Origin of the sequence: Streptomyces sp. TLI_171 (assembly GCF_003610255.1) — a bacterium.
GTDB lineage: Bacteria > Actinomycetota > Actinomycetes > Streptomycetales > Streptomycetaceae > Kitasatospora.
In genome coordinates this window covers 4,270,524-4,285,726 of sequence record NZ_RAPS01000001.1, presented here as the reverse complement: position 1 = coordinate 4,285,726, position 15,203 = coordinate 4,270,524, and the positions used below count along the sequence as shown (strand labels likewise).

17 protein-coding genes are annotated in these 15,203 nt (G+C 72.4%); 7 read left to right on the top strand and 10 right to left on the bottom strand.

Annotation, left to right across the window (positions count from 1 at the left end; genetic code table 11):
• Positions 1-55: 55 nt before the first annotated feature.
• Positions 56-574, bottom strand: a complete 519-nt coding sequence (locus BX266_RS19660; RefSeq protein ID WP_099901610.1) for an ABC transporter substrate-binding protein — start codon at positions 572-574, stop codon at positions 56-58.
• A 357-nt stretch (positions 575-931) separates the two neighbouring features.
• Between BX266_RS19660 and dtd the strand changes: the two genes are divergently transcribed.
• Positions 932-1,363: a D-aminoacyl-tRNA deacylase gene (dtd, locus tag BX266_RS19655; protein WP_099908068.1), complete on the top strand. Its 432-nt coding sequence runs from the start codon at positions 932-934 to the stop codon at positions 1,361-1,363.
• A gap of 36 nt (positions 1,364-1,399) precedes the next feature.
• On the opposite strand, the gene BX266_RS19650 is transcribed toward dtd, so the two are convergent.
• From BX266_RS19650 to BX266_RS19640, 3 genes are all read right to left on the bottom strand, one after another.
• Positions 1,400-2,356 (bottom strand): folate-binding protein YgfZ, encoded by a 957-nt coding sequence (locus BX266_RS19650; RefSeq protein WP_099901608.1) that lies wholly within the window; start codon positions 2,354-2,356, stop codon positions 1,400-1,402.
• A 10-nt stretch (positions 2,357-2,366) separates the two neighbouring features.
• Positions 2,367-2,813 carry a Fur family transcriptional regulator gene (locus BX266_RS19645; protein ID WP_099901607.1) on the bottom strand — a complete coding sequence of 149 codons (447 nt, stop codon included), beginning with the start codon at positions 2,811-2,813 and terminating at the stop codon, positions 2,367-2,369.
• Positions 2,814-2,898: 85 nt separating this feature from the next.
• On the bottom strand, positions 2,899-3,483 hold the full coding sequence (locus BX266_RS19640; protein WP_099901605.1) for an FABP family protein: 585 nt from the start codon (positions 3,481-3,483) through the stop codon (positions 2,899-2,901).
• Positions 3,484-3,725: 242 nt separating this feature from the next.
• On the opposite strand from BX266_RS19640, the gene BX266_RS19635 reads away from it, so the two are divergent.
• Positions 3,726-4,088 carry a DsrE family protein gene (locus tag BX266_RS19635; protein ID WP_099901603.1) on the top strand — a complete coding sequence of 121 codons (363 nt, stop codon included), beginning with the start codon at positions 3,726-3,728 and terminating at the stop codon, positions 4,086-4,088.
• Here the strand turns inward: BX266_RS19635 and BX266_RS19630 are convergent.
• From BX266_RS19630 to BX266_RS19610, 5 genes are all read right to left on the bottom strand, one after another.
• Positions 4,082-4,369: a DUF3099 domain-containing protein gene (locus tag BX266_RS19630; protein ID WP_099901601.1), complete on the bottom strand. Its 288-nt coding sequence runs from the start codon at positions 4,367-4,369 to the stop codon at positions 4,082-4,084. The genes BX266_RS19635 and BX266_RS19630 overlap by 7 nt on opposite strands.
• 72 nt (positions 4,370-4,441) lie before the next feature.
• Positions 4,442-4,732: a DUF1416 domain-containing protein gene (locus tag BX266_RS19625; protein WP_014137449.1), complete on the bottom strand. Its 291-nt coding sequence runs from the start codon at positions 4,730-4,732 to the stop codon at positions 4,442-4,444.
• Between the two features lie 39 nt (positions 4,733-4,771).
• Entirely contained in the window at positions 4,772-5,605 is an 834-nt protein-coding gene (locus BX266_RS19620) for a sulfurtransferase (RefSeq protein ID WP_099901600.1), read from the bottom strand.
• A 514-nt stretch (positions 5,606-6,119) separates the two neighbouring features.
• Positions 6,120-6,791 (bottom strand): DUF2993 domain-containing protein, encoded by a 672-nt coding sequence (locus tag BX266_RS19615; protein WP_099901598.1) that lies wholly within the window; start codon positions 6,789-6,791, stop codon positions 6,120-6,122.
• A 129-nt stretch (positions 6,792-6,920) separates the two neighbouring features.
• Positions 6,921-7,226 carry a MoaD/ThiS family protein gene (locus BX266_RS19610; RefSeq protein WP_259464762.1) on the bottom strand — a complete coding sequence of 102 codons (306 nt, stop codon included), beginning with the start codon at positions 7,224-7,226 and terminating at the stop codon, positions 6,921-6,923.
• A gap of 593 nt (positions 7,227-7,819) precedes the next feature.
• Here BX266_RS19610 and BX266_RS19605 point away from each other — a divergent pair.
• The 5 genes from BX266_RS19605 (at position 7,820) to BX266_RS40900 (ending at position 13,267) form a co-directional block, all read left to right on the top strand.
• Complete coding sequence (locus BX266_RS19605) at positions 7,820-8,551, top strand: response regulator transcription factor (RefSeq protein WP_099901595.1); 732 nt, start codon at positions 7,820-7,822, stop codon at positions 8,549-8,551.
• Between the two features lie 170 nt (positions 8,552-8,721).
• Positions 8,722-9,774 carry a LacI family DNA-binding transcriptional regulator gene (locus BX266_RS19600; RefSeq protein WP_099901594.1) on the top strand — a complete coding sequence of 351 codons (1,053 nt, stop codon included), beginning with the start codon at positions 8,722-8,724 and terminating at the stop codon, positions 9,772-9,774.
• Positions 9,775-9,863: 89 nt separating this feature from the next.
• Complete coding sequence (locus BX266_RS19595; protein ID WP_310794794.1) at positions 9,864-10,973, top strand: S1C family serine protease; 1,110 nt, start codon at positions 9,864-9,866, stop codon at positions 10,971-10,973.
• A gap of 75 nt (positions 10,974-11,048) precedes the next feature.
• A complete protein-coding gene (locus BX266_RS19590; RefSeq protein ID WP_099901592.1) occupies positions 11,049-11,822 on the top strand; it encodes a response regulator transcription factor in 774 nt (257 codons plus the stop codon).
• Positions 11,819-13,267: a cell wall metabolism sensor histidine kinase WalK gene (locus tag BX266_RS40900; RefSeq protein ID WP_099901591.1), complete on the top strand. Its 1,449-nt coding sequence runs from the start codon at positions 11,819-11,821 to the stop codon at positions 13,265-13,267. The genes BX266_RS19590 and BX266_RS40900 overlap by 4 nt, the downstream gene beginning before the upstream one ends.
• A 63-nt stretch (positions 13,268-13,330) precedes the next feature.
• Here the strand turns inward: BX266_RS40900 and BX266_RS19580 are convergent, their stop codons facing one another.
• Entirely contained in the window at positions 13,331-15,139 is a 1,809-nt protein-coding gene (locus BX266_RS19580) for a bifunctional UDP-sugar hydrolase/5'-nucleotidase (protein ID WP_099901589.1), read from the bottom strand.
• Positions 15,140-15,203 lie beyond the last annotated feature (64 nt).

Sequence of the window (15,203 nt, the reverse complement as noted above, 5' to 3'; positions counted from 1 at the left end):
ACGTGCGAAGGACGTGCGGTGAGGGTGGGTGGGCCCCGGCCGCCGTCCGTCCCGCTCAGCCTCCGCTGAGCAGGTCGTCGACCCGGGCCTCCCCTTCACGGTACCTGCGGGTGATCTCCGCCCCGCAGTCGTCGGCCGTCCGCTGCAGGGCGCTGCGGCGGCTGGAGACCTCGCGCTGGTGCTCGTCCAGGCGCTCGATCGCGGCCAGCAGGTCGGCGGTGGCGTGCGCCGCCAGGTCCGCCAGCTGGACGTCGCCCATCAGGGCGTCCGCCTCCCGCCGGTAGCGCTCGCCGCGCGGCGGGCCGAGGGTGAGGTGCCGGGCCGGGCGGCGGATCGAGGACGGGGCGTCGGCGAGGATCGCCGGCAGCCGGTCCAGCAGCGCGCACTGCTCCTCGCTGGCGAGGGCCGCCGGGATCTCCCGGCGCTGCAGTTCGGCCCGCAGGATGTCCATCCGGCCGTGCAGCAGGCGGCGCAGGTACGACAGGTCGGCCTCCTGCTCCAGGGCGTCCCGGCGCAGCACCCGCAGCTCTTCCAGGGCCAGGCCGGCCAGCCCCTCTACCGCGCTCACGTCCATCAACCCAACCACCTGCCGTAGTACCAGTGCCCGCCGGTTGCACGGGCCGCCCGCCACCCAGGGTTCCCCTCGGCGGGCGAAGCCACTCGTGCGGGTGACGCGGTTCGCCGGGACGGCGGATGCCCCCTCGGGGCCCGGAGCGCCCCGAGCCGTCGGACAGCGTGCCACCCCGGGGCCCGGCGTCGCACGCCCGAGTACCCGAACGGCCCCCTGGCGAACACCCCTGGCTAGTACGAAGAATCCGCGCCACGGGCTCACCTGCACCAATCGGGGCGCTCCACGCGCGACCCCGGCGTGCAACCGCAGACCACGCGCCCCCTGCGTGCCCCGCGGAGCCGGCCCGGCACAATGGGCGCCATGCGAGCAGTGGTGCAGCGGGTCGCCGGGGCGGCCGTGACGGTGGACGGCGAGACGGTCGGCGCGATCGAGGGCCCCGGGCTGTGCGTCCTGGTCGGCGCCACCCACGAGGACACCCCGGAGAAGGCCGCCCAGCTGGCCCGCAAGCTGTGGACGCTGCGGCTGTTCCCGGGCAGCCCCGAGCAGTCCTGCTCCGAACTGGGCGCCCCGCTCCTGGTGATCAGCCAGTTCACGCTCTACGGCGACGCCCGCAAGGGCCGCCGCCCCACCTGGAACGCCGCCGCCCCCGGCCCGGTCGCCGAACCGCTGGTCGACGCCGTGGTGGCCGAACTGCGGGCGCTGGGCGCCAAGGTGGAGACCGGGCGGTTCGGCGCCGATATGCAGGTCTCGCTGGTGAACGACGGGCCGTTCACCGTGCTGCTGGAGATCTGACGCCGACTCGGGCGCCGGCGCCGACGCCGACCCCGCTCAGGCGGGGACGATCACGTCCTGGCTGCCCGGCACGCCGTCGGCCAGCAGCACCGCGTCCACCGGGGTGTTGCGCTTCACCAGCGCCAGCGCGATCGGACCCAGCTCGTGGTGCCGGGCCGCGGAGGTGACGAAACCCACCGGCCGCTCCTGCCCGTCCACCCGCACCTCGGTGCCGTGCGCGGGCAGCTTCTCCGCCGTGCCGTCCAGGTGCAGGAACACCAGCCGGCGCGGCGGCCGGCCCAGGTTGTGCACCCGGGCCACCGTCTCCTGGCCCCGGTAGCAGCCCTTCTGCAGGTGCACCGCGCTGCCCAGCCAGTCCACCTCGTGCGGAATCGTCCGGTGGTCGGTCTCGAAGCCCAGCCGCGGCCGGTGCGCCTCGATCCGCAGCGCCTCGTACGCCCACACGCCCGCCGGGGCGCCGAACTCCTCGGCGGCGGCGGCGAGTTCCGCCCGCGGCAGGAACAGGTCGCGGCCCCACGGCAGCTCCCGCACCGCGGCGGCCCGGTCCACCGACGCGGTGGAACCGGCCGGCAGGAACACCACGGCGTAGCTGTCGGTGGCGTCGGCGACCTCGACCCGGTTCCAGAACTTCATCGACTCCAGGTACTTCACCAAGGCCGGCGCCGTCCCCGGCTCCACGTGCGCCCACGTGGTCACCCCGTCGTCCACCAGGTACAGCGCGTGCTCCACGTGCCCGTTCGCGGACAGCACCAGCGCCTCGGTGGCCCGCTGCGGCGGCAGCTCGCTGACGTGCTGGGTGAGCAGCAGGTGCAACCAGCTCAACCGGTCCGGCCCGGTCACCGTCACCACGCCCCGGTGCGACAGGTCCGCGAACCCCCGCCCCGCGGCCAACGCCCGCTGCTCTCGGAACAGATCACCGTAGTGGGCAGCGACCCCCTCGTCAGGACCTTCGGCGGCAACGGCACCGGGCAGCGCAAGCAGCGGGCTCTTCATACCGGCCAGCTTACGACCGGCCCGGCTCCAGTTTGGCGGTGCAGTCCGCGCAGCGGCCGAAGATGGCGAAGTGCTTGAGGTCGGTGTCGAAGCCGTGCTCGGAGCGGAGGCTGTCGATCAGCGGGGCGGCGATCGCGGTGTCGGTCTCGGTGACCTTGTCGCAGTCGCGGCAGACCAGGTGCAGGTGGGTGTGGCGGCCGGCCAGGTGGTAGGTGGGGGCGCCGTGGCCGAGGTGGGCGTGGGAGACCAGGCCGAGTTCCTCGAGCAGCTCCAGGGTCCGGTAGACGGTGGAGATGTTGACGCCGCTGGCGGTCTTCCGGACCTGGGCCAGGATCTCGTCCGGGGTGGCGTGGTCGAGCACGTCGACGGCCTCCAGCACCAGCTGGCGCTGCGGGGTCAGCCGGTAGCCGCGCTCGCGCAGGTCGGCCTTCCAGTCGGTGGTCTCGCTGTTCGCCACGTGTGTCCCTGCCCGGTGAGAGGTCGTGCCGACAAGTGTAGGGACCGACCGGCCGGTCGGCCCCTACCCCGTGCGGTCGCGCGGTTCAGCGGAAGAACGCGATCCCGTCGTCCGGGAGGTCGTTGACGTCCTTGATCAGCTGCGCCGGGTTGAGCACCTTCTTCAGCTGCGCGGACATGTACGGGCGGAGCGGGACCTCCGGGGCGGCCTTCTCGCCGACCCACAGCAGCTCGTCCTTGACCAGGCCGTACAGGCGCTTGCCGCCGCTGTACGGGGCCGCGCCCTCGATCCGGGCGACCGCGTCGGTGGCCAGGTCGATCTGCGGCTTGCCGTCGTGCAGCTTGCCGTACCAGATCTCCACGGTGCCGTCGTCGCGCACCGAGGAGACCTCGATCTCGCGCTCGCCGCTGGTGCCGTGCTGGTTGCTGGTCACCCGCCAGAAGGAGTGCTCCATCTCCAGCGGGCGGACCTTCTCGCCCTGCTCGTCCAGCACCCAGGTGCGCGAGCGGAACTCGAGGAAGGGCCGGCCGTCGTGGCGGAAGACGATCTCCTGGCCGAAGTTGCACTTCTCGCTGCCCGGGAAGTCGTGGACGCCCGCGCCCTCCCAGGTGCCGAGGAGGAAGGCGAGCGGGACGACGTCCTGGTGGAGGTCTGAAGGAATCTCGATCATGATCCTGGCTGCTGTCGTCGGACGGTTACCGGGTCAACCGTACGGCAGCGCTCAGCGCTGGCCCTGGTAGAGCTTCATGACGGAGAAGATGGCGAACCAGGTGATCAGCACGGCCATCAGAGCCAGCAGGCTGTCGAAGAAGATCTCAAGACCGGACACGGTGCGCTCCCAGGGGCGGGTTCGACGGACTGTGGTACGGCGCGAGTCTATCCGGCGCCCCTTGCGCCCGTAGTCTCTGGGGCATGTCGAAGAAGCTGGTCATCAAGGTCACCGCCGGTGCGGACGCCCCGGAACGCTGCTCTCAGGCCTTCACGGTAGCCTCGGTCGCGGTCGCCAGCGGCGTCGAGGTATCGCTCTGGCTGACCGGCGAGTCCGCCTGGTTCGCGCTGCCGGGCCGGGCCGCCGAGTTCGAGCTGCCGCACTCCGCCCCGCTGCCGGACCTGCTGGAGGCGATCCTCGCGGCCGGCACCGTGACGCTGTGCACCCAGTGCGCGGCGCGCCGGGACATCGCGCAGGCCGACGTGATCGAGGGCGTGCGGATCGCCGGCGCGCAGGTGTTCCTGTCCGAGGTGATGGCGGACGGCGCCAAGGCGCTCGTCTACTGACCCCGGCGGTCGTCGGGGGGCTCGTGGTCGGGCCGGTCGCGGTCGTGGCCGCGCTGCTCCCAGCGCGGGTCGTCCCAGCGCGGGTCGTTCCACCAGTCGTCGTCCTTGTCCCGCTTGTTGGCGACGACGGCGGCCAGCGGCGGGATCACCATGGCGACCACGCACATGGCGATGGCCGCGCCCACCGACCAGAACCGCACCACGCCCCAGGCGAGCACGAACAGCGCCAGGCAGACGCCCATCATCACGAAGTAGCGCACATGCCGCCGGTGTGCCTGCACACCTCCAGGGTATGGCGCGGGGCCCCGGCCGTGGAGACGGCCGGGGCCCCGGGTCACTGCTCGCCGCGGTCGTCAGACCGCGATCGCGACCTCGGTGAACTCGCCCTGGGTGGCGACCACCTGGCGGTCCACGGTGGCGCCGGGCACCAGGGCCCGCAGGGTCCACTTGCCCGGGCGGGCGAAGAACCGGAACTGCCCGGTCGCCGAGGTCGGGACCTCGGCGGTGAACTCGCCGTTCTCGTCCAGGAGCCGCACGTAGCCGTTGACCGGCTCGTCGTTGCGGGTCACCGAACCCTGAATGATCGTCTCGTTGGCCACGTCAACTCCTGCCAGGTCCGGGCCGCCGGCCTTCGCACCGCACATGTCTGTTTCCTCTTCCTTGCGTTTGCGCGAGCCGGGGGCTCAGTTGCCGAGCTCGATCGGCACGCCGACCAGGCTGCCGTACTCGGTCCACGAACCGTCGTAGTTCTTGACGTTCTCCTGGCCGAGCAGCTCGTGCAGCACGAACCAGGTGAGCGCGGAGCGCTCGCCGATCCGGCAGTACGCGATGGTGTCGGTCGCCAGGTCGACGCCCTCGGCCTCGTAGAGCGACTTGAGCTCGTCGTCGCTCTTGAAGGTGCCGTCGTCGTTGGCGTTCTTCGCCCACGGGATGTTCTTGGCGGACGGGACGTGGCCCGGGCGCTGCGACTGCTCCTGCGGGAGGTGGGCCGGGGCGAGCAGCTTGCCGGAGAACTCGTCGGGCGAGCGGACGTCGACCAGGTTCAGGGTGCCGATCGCGTTGACCACGTCGTCGCGGAAGGCGCGGATCGAGGAGTCGGCCGGCTGCGCGGTGTACTGGGTGGCGGCGCGCTCGGGCTGCTCGACGACCAGCTCGCGGGAGTCGAGCTCCCACTTCTTGCGACCGCCGTCCAGCAGGCGGACGTCGCTGTGGCCGTACAGCTTGAAGTACCAGTAGGCGTAGGACGCGAACCAGTTGTTGTTGCCGCCGTAGAGCACCACGGTGTCGTCGTTGGCGATGCCCTTGGCGGACAGCAGCGCCTCGAAGCCGGCCTGGTCGATGAAGTCGCGGCGGACCGGGTCCTGCAGGTCCTGCTTCCAGTCGATCCGGACCGCGTTGCGGATGTGGTTCTTGTCGTAGGCGGCGGTGTCTTCGTCGACCTCGACGATGACGACCTTCGGGTCGTCCAGGTGGGCCTGGACCCAGTCGGCGTCGACCAGGACGTCGCTGCGGCTCATGTGGTTCTCCATCCGGGGGCGGTTGGCGGAAGGGCTGCGGGAAGGGCACCGGCCCGTGCGTCCGCACACCTGTCCGCATGCTGGGACGGGCGTGGGTGCGGCTTCGGCCGGGGTGAATCGGAGAGTGTTCGGCGCTCTCGACGCACCGGTGCAGGAAATTGCTACCGGTTCGCGGCGTCGGAACGGGGCGGACGTGCCAGGACTGCGAGTCGGGGCCGCCCGGTCAGCGCATTCGACACAGGCAGCTCGACACGCGGCAGTGGTCTACCGCCCGCCGCTTCGTGAGGTCCGCCTGTCGCTTCATGACGACGATGCTAGGGACTCGATGGGGGCGCTGTCATCAGCGTGTCGAATGCTGAGACCAGATCATTCGAATGCTGAGATTTGCGGGTTTTCACTCGCAGCCGGACCGGGCCGCACCCCGTGCGGGGAACGGCCGAGCGGGCGATCCGGGCCGTACCGACGGCCGTGCTGGACAGCGCGTCTCGCCCAGCGGACGCGGCGGCGGGGCGGGTCAGTGCCCCAGCGAGGTGCCGGGGGCGAGGGTGAAGCGCAGCCGTACGCCGCCCGCCTCCGGGGTCGCCTCGGCCAGCGAGAGGCCGGCCGGCAGGCCGGTCAGCCGGAACCGCTGCGGCTTCAGCCGGTCCGCCGCCAAGCCGTTCAACTTCGACGCGACGCCGGTGAGTTGGAACCCGTCCACGACCACCTCGTTGCCCTCGCTGTGCAGCTTGCCCTCGATCGAGCCGCCGGGCATCGCCGCCTTCACCATGCCGGGGCCCGCGTACTCCAGGCCGATCAGGCCGCCGCCGACCAGGAACTTCGAGACGTCCCGGTAGTCGACCTGTCCCTGGCCGCTGCCGCGCCCGATGGTCACGCCGCGGTAGGAGTCGGTGAACTTCACGTCGGACAGGTCGGCCCGGAAGGCGTGCACCGTCACGGTCTCCTTCCCGTCGGTCACGGTCATCCCGTCCGAGCTGAGCGTGACCTTGTCCAGTTCGCCGGCCACCGCGGAGGTGAGGAACGGGAAGTCGGCGATGTCGACGTCCGGCTTGGTGGTCATCCAGCCTGAGGAGACCACCGCGTCCGCGGCCTGGTCCTCGGCCACGCCGACGGCCACCCGGTCGGCGCCGACCAGCAGGCCGCCCACCACTCCGAGACCGATCAGCAGCTTCACCGCGCCATGCATCGCACTCCCCCAGACGGTCGGCCCGGAGCCCCTCCGCCGACGGACGGGGCTCCGGACATAGGACGATCACTCATATGCCCCGGTTCCGGGGCGGCACTCGGGAAGCCGGGCTGCGCGCGGCGCTCCGGTTCAGCCCCCCGCGAACGGCGGCAGCACCTCCACCGCCCCGCCCTCGGACAGCCGCACCGCCGCGTGGTCCCTGGCGCCCACCGGATCGCCGTCCACCAGGAACGAACACATCGTCAGCACCTTCAGCAGCTCCGGCCGGTCGGCGTGCGCGGCGCGCACCGCCGCCAGCGCCTCGGCCAGCGTGGCGGCCAGGTACGGCTCCTCCGCGCGGCCGGCGGCGGACTTCGCGGCGGCCCAGTAGCGGACGGTGCCGCTCACCCGGGCGGGTGAGCCCGGTGCGCTGCTTGCATCGGTGGTCGCGGTCACGGCAACCCCTCTCGACGGTCCTCGCCCGGTACGGCGGCCGGCCCGGTGCCGGCCGGCCCACCCCATCTGGTGTACACGTACGGTGCGGCCGGTGCGGCCCCCATCATTGCCCGCGCCCCCCACCCGACCGCAAACACCGCAGGCCCGGCCGCCACCGCCGGGTGGCGCACCTCACGCCCCCGGGCGACCGTCGCGGCCACGCGCCCCGTTCACGCCTCTCCCCAGGCCGCACTCGGTCGGCTATTCTCGGTGTTCGTAAGGGATCCGGGCAGAGTCGCCCCCGGGTCCTTTTGTGCTTTCAGGACGCCAGTACGGACGTTCTTGCGAACGGTGCCCCACCCGCACCGCCCGCGGAACGCCCCCGGGCCGGGCCGCACGACGTGGTGCGGCCCCGGCGCGGGACAGAACCGGAGGGTACGCCGATGGGCGAGGCATCAGCGGGACGCCAGGGGTTGCGGGACCCCGGGCGAGCCACCGCTGCCCCGTCCACCGCCGCACCCACCGGAGCTGTCGGCGCCCTCCACCCCCTGTTCCGCGGCCGCCGCCCCTCGGCGACCGCGACCGCGACGACCCGGAAAGGGGACTAACCGGGTATGAGTTCACTGCTCCTGCTGACCAACGCCCTGCAACCCTCCGCCGAGGTGCTGCCCGCCCTCGGCCTGCTCCTGCACAGCGTCCGGGTGGCCCCCGCCGAAGGGTCCGCGCTGGTCGACACCCCGAGCGCCGACGTGATCCTGGTCGACGGCCGCCGCGACCTGCCGCAGATCCGCAGCCTGTGCCAGCTGCTGCGCTCGACCGGCATCGGCAGCCCGCTGATCCTGGTGGTCACCGAGGGCGGCCTGGCCGCCGTCACCGCCGAGTGGGGCATCGACGACGTCCTGCTCGACACCGCCGGTCCGGCCGAGGTCGAGGCCCGGCTGCGGCTCGCGCTGGGCCGGCTGAACGTCGCCGCCGACGACTCCCCGATGGAGATCCGCAACGGCGACCTGACGGTCGACGAGGCCACCTACTCCGCCAAGCTCAAGGGCCGCGTCCTCGACCTCACCTTCAAGGAGTTCGAGCTGCTCAAGTACCTGGCCCAGCACCCCGGCCGGGTCTTCACCCGGGCCCAGCTGCTCCAGGAGGTGTGGGGCTACGACTACTTCGGCGGCACCCGCACCGTGGACGTCCACGTCCGTCGGCTGCGCGCCAAACTCGGCGTCGAGAACGAGCAGTTGATCGGCACGGTGCGCAACGTCGGCTACCGCTTCGTGGTGCCGGAGCGCCCGGAGAAGAGCGGCGACCGGCCCGAACAGAACCGGCCCGCGGCCACCCGCGAACGCTGACGCACGGCCGGGCGGGCCGCGCCGCGCAGGCACTCGCCCGGCTTCGTGACGGCCGTTTCCGCGCTCCGCGCGGACACTCGCCCGGCTTTGCCCGGATCGGTCCCGAAACGGCTGTCCCACCAGGCGTCACCCCGGGCCGAACCGCCGAACCACCCGCGTAGACTCCCCCCGTGGCCAAGGTGACGCGCGACGATGTAGCCCGACTGGCTGGGACCTCGACCGCGGTCGTCAGCTATGTGATCAACAACGGACCCCGGCCGGTCGCCCCGGCCACCCGGGAGAAGGTGCTCGCGGCGATCGAGCAGCTGGGGTACCGCCCCAACTCGGTCGCCCAGGCGATGGCCTCCCGGCGCACCAACCTGATCGGCATGGTCGTCCCCGACGCCCGGCAGCCGTTCTTCGCGGAGATGGCGCACGCCGTCGAACGCGCCGCCTCCGAGCGCGGCAAGCTGGTGCTGATCGGCAACTCCGACTACGTGGACGACCGCGAGGTGCACTACGTCCGCGCCTTCCTCGGCATGCGGGTCTCCGGCCTGATCCTGGTCAGCCAGGGCCCCTCGCAGCGCGCCGCCGAGGAGTTCGCCGCCATGGAGGGCGCCAAGGTGGTGCTGCTGCACCGCCGCCCCGAGGCGATCGACGACGTCGCCGTGGTCACCGACGACGTCGGCGGCTCCGAGCTGATCGTCCGTCACCTCCTCGAGGTGCACGGCCACCCGTACGTCGCCTGCTTCGGCGGCCCCGTCGAGTCGCCCGCGCCCGGCGACCCGGTGATCGACCACGTGGCCGGCTGGGAGCTGGCGATGGCCGCGCACGGCCTGCCCACCGAGCCCTACCTGGTCGACGCCCCGTTCCACCGCTACGGCGCCTACCAGGTCGCGCTGGAGCTGCTCCGCTCCGACCGGCGGCCGCCGGCGATCTTCTGCTCCACCGACGACCAGGCCATCGGCGTGCTCCGGGCCGCCCACGAGCTCGGCCTGCGGGTGCCCCAGGACCTCGCGGTGGCCGGGTTCGACGACATCCCGGAGGCCGCGTTCGCCTCCCCGCCGCTGACCACCGTCGCCTCCGACCGGGACGCGATGGCCCGGGCCGCCGTCGACCTGGTCCTCGACGACTCGCTGATGGTGCCAGGCAGCGACACCGAACGGGTCCGCAAGTTCCCGTCCCGCCTGGTCGTGCGGCGTTCCTGCGGCTGCGGCGGCGCCGAGGCCCGACCTCCCGCCTGACCAGGCTTTATGAGAAGCTGACGCGCTTCTCGGGGAACCTGTACCGCCCTCTCATCGGACCTTCATGAAACGGGCGGAACTTGGTCGTCATGAGCGACCAGCACCGCAACACCCACGAGCCCCACCCCCAGGACGGCGGCGCGGGCTGGCTCCCGCCGCAGCCGCCCACCGCCCCCGCCCCGTACGAGTACGCGCAGTACCCGCCGCTGCCGGCCACTCCGCCCGAGCCGGCGCCGCTGCCCGCGACCTTCGGCGCCGAGGCACCCGCCGACCCCGAGCAGCAGCCGGCCGCCGGGCACCGCGCCCGCCGGGGCCTGCTCAAGGGCCGGCTCGCGCTGGTCACCGCCGTCGCCGCGGTGGCCGCCCTGCTCGGCGGCGTCACCGGCGGCGTCCTGGCCGCCGACCGCGGCGGCTCCACCAGCGCGAGCAGCACCCTGGTCCGGCCGGTGGCCGCCAACGCGGACGGCTCTGCCAACGTCTCCGCGATCGCCGCCGCGGTCTCCCCCGCGGTCGTGCAGATCACCGTCAAGACCGGCAGCGGCACCGCCACCGGCACCGGCGTGGTGCTCACCGCCGACGGCCGGATCCTCACCAACTACCACGTCATCTCCGGCGCGGTCAGCGGCGGCGGCCAGGCCACCGTCACCTTCCAGGACGGCTCCACCGCCCCGGCCACCGTCACCGGCACCGACAAGGGCCTGGACACCGCCGTGATCACCGCCTCCGGCGTCAGCGGCCTCACCACCGCCGTCCTCGGCGACTCCGACAGCACCGCCATCGGCGACGCGGTGGTCGCCATCGGCAACCCCGAGGGCCTCACCGGCACCGTCACCTCCGGCATCATCTCCGCCAAGGACCGCAAGGTCTCCGTCCAGGTCGACGAGGGCACCACCAGCAGCAACGGCGGCTTCGGCTTCCCCAACCTGCCCGGCCAGCGCTCCTCCACCACCGCCTCCGGCTCGGACACCGCCACCTACCAGGCGCTGCAGACCGACGCCGCGCTCAACCCCGGCAACTCCGGCGGCCCGCTGATCAACGCCGCCGGCCAGGTCATCGGCCTCAACTCGGCGATGTACTCCGGCAGCTCCAGCACCGGCTCCGCCGGCTCCGAGGCCGGAAGCATCGGCCTCGGCTTCGCCATCCCGATCAACGACATCAAGCAGGTCCTGTCCCAGCTGCAGGCCGGCAAGAACCTCTGACCCTGCGCCGGAAACCGTCACCCCCGACGGACAATGGCCACGGATACGCACCGGACTCAGAAAGGGCCCGCGCCGATGACTCCCCCCGCCGACGACCGCACTCCCACCGAGGCCCCGGGCGGCGGCGCCCGCGTCCTCGTGGTCGACGACGAGCCCGCGCTGCGCGACGCGCTGGAATCCAGCCTCGCCTTCGAGGGTTACCAGGTCACCACCGCCACCGACGGTTACGAGGCCCTCGCCGCCGTCGAGCGCGACCACCCCGACCTGGTACTGCTGGACATCATGATGCCCCGGATGGACGGCCTCACCGCCGTCCGCCGGATGCGCTCCCGCGGCGACACCGTGCCCGTCCTGATGCTCACCGCCCGCGACGCCGTCGGCGACCGCGTCACCGGCCTCGACGTCGGCGCCGACGACTACCTCGCCAAGCCCTTCGAACTCGACGAACTCCTCGCCCGGGTCCGCGCCCTGCTGCGCCGCAACGCGCTCGCCGCCGAGGCCGCCGCCCGCACCGCCGCCGACGAGGACGGCGGCGAGGTGCTCGCCTTCGCCGACCTGCGGATGAACACCGCCACCCGGGAGGTCACCCGCGACGGCTCCCCGATCGAACTCACCCGCACCGAATTCATGCTGCTGGAGATGTTCCTCGCCCACCCCCGCCAGGTCCTGACCAGGGAGCAGATCCTCAAGGCCGTCTGGGGCTTCGACTTCGAACCCTCCTCCAACTCCCTCGACGTCTACGTCATGTACCTCCGCCGCAAGACCGAACAGCACGGCATGCCCCGCCTCATCCAGACCGTCCGCGGCGTCGGCTACGCCCTGCGCACCGCGACCGGCGCCGCGGTATGAAACCGATCGGCCGGCTCACGGGGTGGTTCCGCAGCAGATCGCTGCGGACCAGGCTGGCCATGCTCACCGCCGCCGCGGTGGCGGCGGCCATCGCGGTCGCCGCGGCGGCGTGCTGGCTGATCGTCCGGGACTCGCTCTACAGCCAGGTCCGCCAGTCACTGGCGTCGGCGGAGCCACCCGGTTCGCCGAACCAGCTGCGGGCGGTCTGCGCGCCCACGGCGGACGCAGCGCTGACCAAGGTGAAGAGCGTCGTGGACGAGCGGCCGTTCCACCAGAACAAGTACGACAACCAGTTCATCGGGGTCAACGGAACGGTCTGCTTCCCCATCGGCTCCACCAAGATCATCGTGCCGGAGCCCGGCGACCTGACCGCCTCGACCAACAACCGCCCGGCGTACCGGGACGGCCACTACGCCGACGGCACCCCCGCGATGGTGCGGATCTGGGCGGGGCCGACCAGCACCAACGGCGAGGCGCTGGTCCTGCTGACCGCCGTGCCGGTCAACCAGGTCCAGGACTCGCTGAACTCCCTCGCCCTGCTGATGGCCGGCATCGCCGGGCTCGGCGTGATCGGGGCCGGGGTCACCGGGCGGATCGTCGCGCGGTCGGCGCTCAAGCCCGTCGACCAGCTGACCGATGCGGTCGAGCACATCGCCAGGACGGAGGAGGTGGGCACCACGATTCCGGTGAACGGGAAGGACGAGATCGCGCGGCTGTCGACCTCGTTCAACTCGATGTCGACCGCGCTGGCCAACTCGCGGGACCGGCAGACCCGGCTGATCGCCGACGCCGGGCACGAGCTGCGGACGCCGCTGACCTCGCTGCGGACCAACGTGGACCTGCTGATCCGCAGTGACGCGCAGGGGCGGGCGCTGCCGCCGCAGACGCGGGAGCGGATGCTGGGGAACATGAAGGCGCAGATGCAGGAGTTGACGGTGCTGATCGGGGACCTGCTGCAGCTCTCTCGGCCGGACACGCCGAACCCGGAGGCGGTGCGCACGGTGGTGGCGTTCCACGAGACGGTGGAGCGGGCGTTGGAGCGCGGCCGGCTGCGCGGTCCTTCGCTGAGCTTCGACGCGGAGGTGCTGCCCTGGTACGTGCACGGGGACCCGGCGGCGTTGGAGCGGGCGGTGATCAACCTGCTGGACAACGCGGTGAAGTACTCGCCGCCGGCCGGCACGATCGTGGTGCGGCTGCGGGCGGGCCGGTTGACGGTCCGTGACCACGGGCCGGGCATTCCGGCGGAGGAGCTGCCGTTCGTGTTCGACCGGTTCTGGCGCTCGCCGTCGTCCCGTCAGCTGCCGGGTTCGGGGCTGGGGTTGTCGATCGTGGCGCAGACCGTGCGGGACAGCGGCGGCCAGGTGGCGCTGGGCCCGGCGGGCGACGGCGGCGCCGGCACCCAGGCGGTGCTGGTGCTGCCGGGGCAGCCGGACGACCCGCGCTGAGGCCGGGCACGCCGGAGGGCCGGGCACCGTGCGGTGCCCGGCCCTCGGGGTGCTGGGGTCGGGTCAGTCGACGTCGGTGCCGGTGCCGGTGATCGTGATCCGGGTCTGCGCCGGGACGGACAGCGGGCTGGTGACCGAGCTGTGGCTGCCGAGGTAAGCGGCGAACAGGTCCAGGTCGGAGGCGCCGACCAGCTTGTCGGTGCCCGCGGCGAAGGCGGGGAAGCCGTCGCCGCCGCCGGCCAGGAACTCGTTGGCGGCGACCCGGTAGGAGGCGGCCGGGTCGATCGCCGCGCCGTTCAGCTTGATCGAGTCGACGACCACGCGGGCCGCGCCGGTCTTGCTCATGTCGAGCGTGTAGGCCAGGTTGGCGGACGGCTGCAGGATCTTCGGGGCGGCCTCGTTGAGGCCGCTGACCTGCTGCTGGAGCAGCTGGACCAGCTGGGCGCCGGTCAGGGTCTTGACCTGCATCATGTTGGTGAACGGCTGGACGGTGAACGCCTCGCCGTAGGTCACCACGCCGTCGCCCTCGCTGCCGCTGGCCTTGTAGACCAGGTCGGAGCGGATGCCGCCGGGGTTCATGAAGGCGACCTGGGCGCCGCCCTTGTCGGCGGGGGCCAGGCCGGCCAGCTGGGCGTCCGCGATGACGTCGCCGAGCGGCTTCTCCAGCGCGCTGGAGCCGCGGCCGTTGATGTCGGCGGGGATGTAGCCGATGGCGCGGTTGGCGATCGGCGCGGAGAGCGCGCGGTAGCGGTCGATCAGCGCGGTCATGTCCGCGGCCTTGGGCACGTCGCGGCGGACGATGTGGTTGGCGGCGGTGACCGAGGGGCGCACGATGCTGCCGGTGCGCTTGTCCAGCTTGAGGTCGATCTCGGTGTACAGGCGGCCGAAGGAGGCGGCGCTGGTGACCGAGCGGGGCACCCCGTTCGGGTCCGGGATCATGCAGGCGTACGCGTTGTGGGTGTGGCCGGTGACGATCGCGCCGACGGCGGGGTCGATCCGCTTGGCGATGTCGACGATCGGGCCGGAGATGCCGGAGCCGCCCGCGCCGCAGTCGTAGTTGTAGACGTTGCTGGCCGGGTAGCCGCCCTCGTGGATCAGGGCCACCACCGACTTGACGCCCTGGCGCTTCAGCTCGGCGGTGTACCTGTTGATGGTGTCGACCTCGTTGCCGAACTTCAGGCCCTTGACGCCCTCGGCGGTGACGATGTTCGGGGTGCCCTCCAGGGTCACGCCGATGAAGCCCACCTTGATGCCGTGGACGTTCTTCACCCAGTACGGCTTGAGGATCGGCTTGCCGGTCTTCTCGCTGGTGACGTTGGCCGCCAGGTACGGGAAGTCGGCGCCCTCGAACGTGCGGCCGTTCTCGTAGCAGCCGTCGGTCGGGTGGCAGCCGCCGTTCTCCATGCGCAGCAGCTCGGCCGAGCCCTCGTCGAACTCGTGGTTGCCGACCGAGGTGACGTCCAGGCCGACCTTGTTCATCGCCTCGATGGTCGGCTCGTCGTGGAACAGGCCGGAGATCAGCGGGCTGGCGCCGACCAGGTCGCCGGCGGCGACGGTGACGCTGTTGCGGTGGCCCTCGCGGGCCTGGCGCAGCGCGGTGGCCAGGTACTCGACGCCGCCGGCGGGGGTGGCGACGGTCTTGCCGGTGGTGGCGTCGATCTCGTTGACCGTGCCGGAGGAGCCCGCCGGGGGCTCCAGGTTGCCGTGCAGGTCGTTGATGGCGAGGAGCTGCAGGTCCTCGTACTTGGGCTTGTCGTGGCCTCGGCCGTGGGCCTCGGCGGTGGCCGGGAGGGCCATCGTGCCGAAGAGGGCGGCGGCCGCGGCGACCGCGAGCGCGGTCGTACGGCGGCCGGTGGTACCGGAATTGGGCATGGCTGTCCCCTGCACCGTCGGGGCCGCAGCGGAGCGGCCTGGCGTTGTCTGGGAGGCAGCCTAG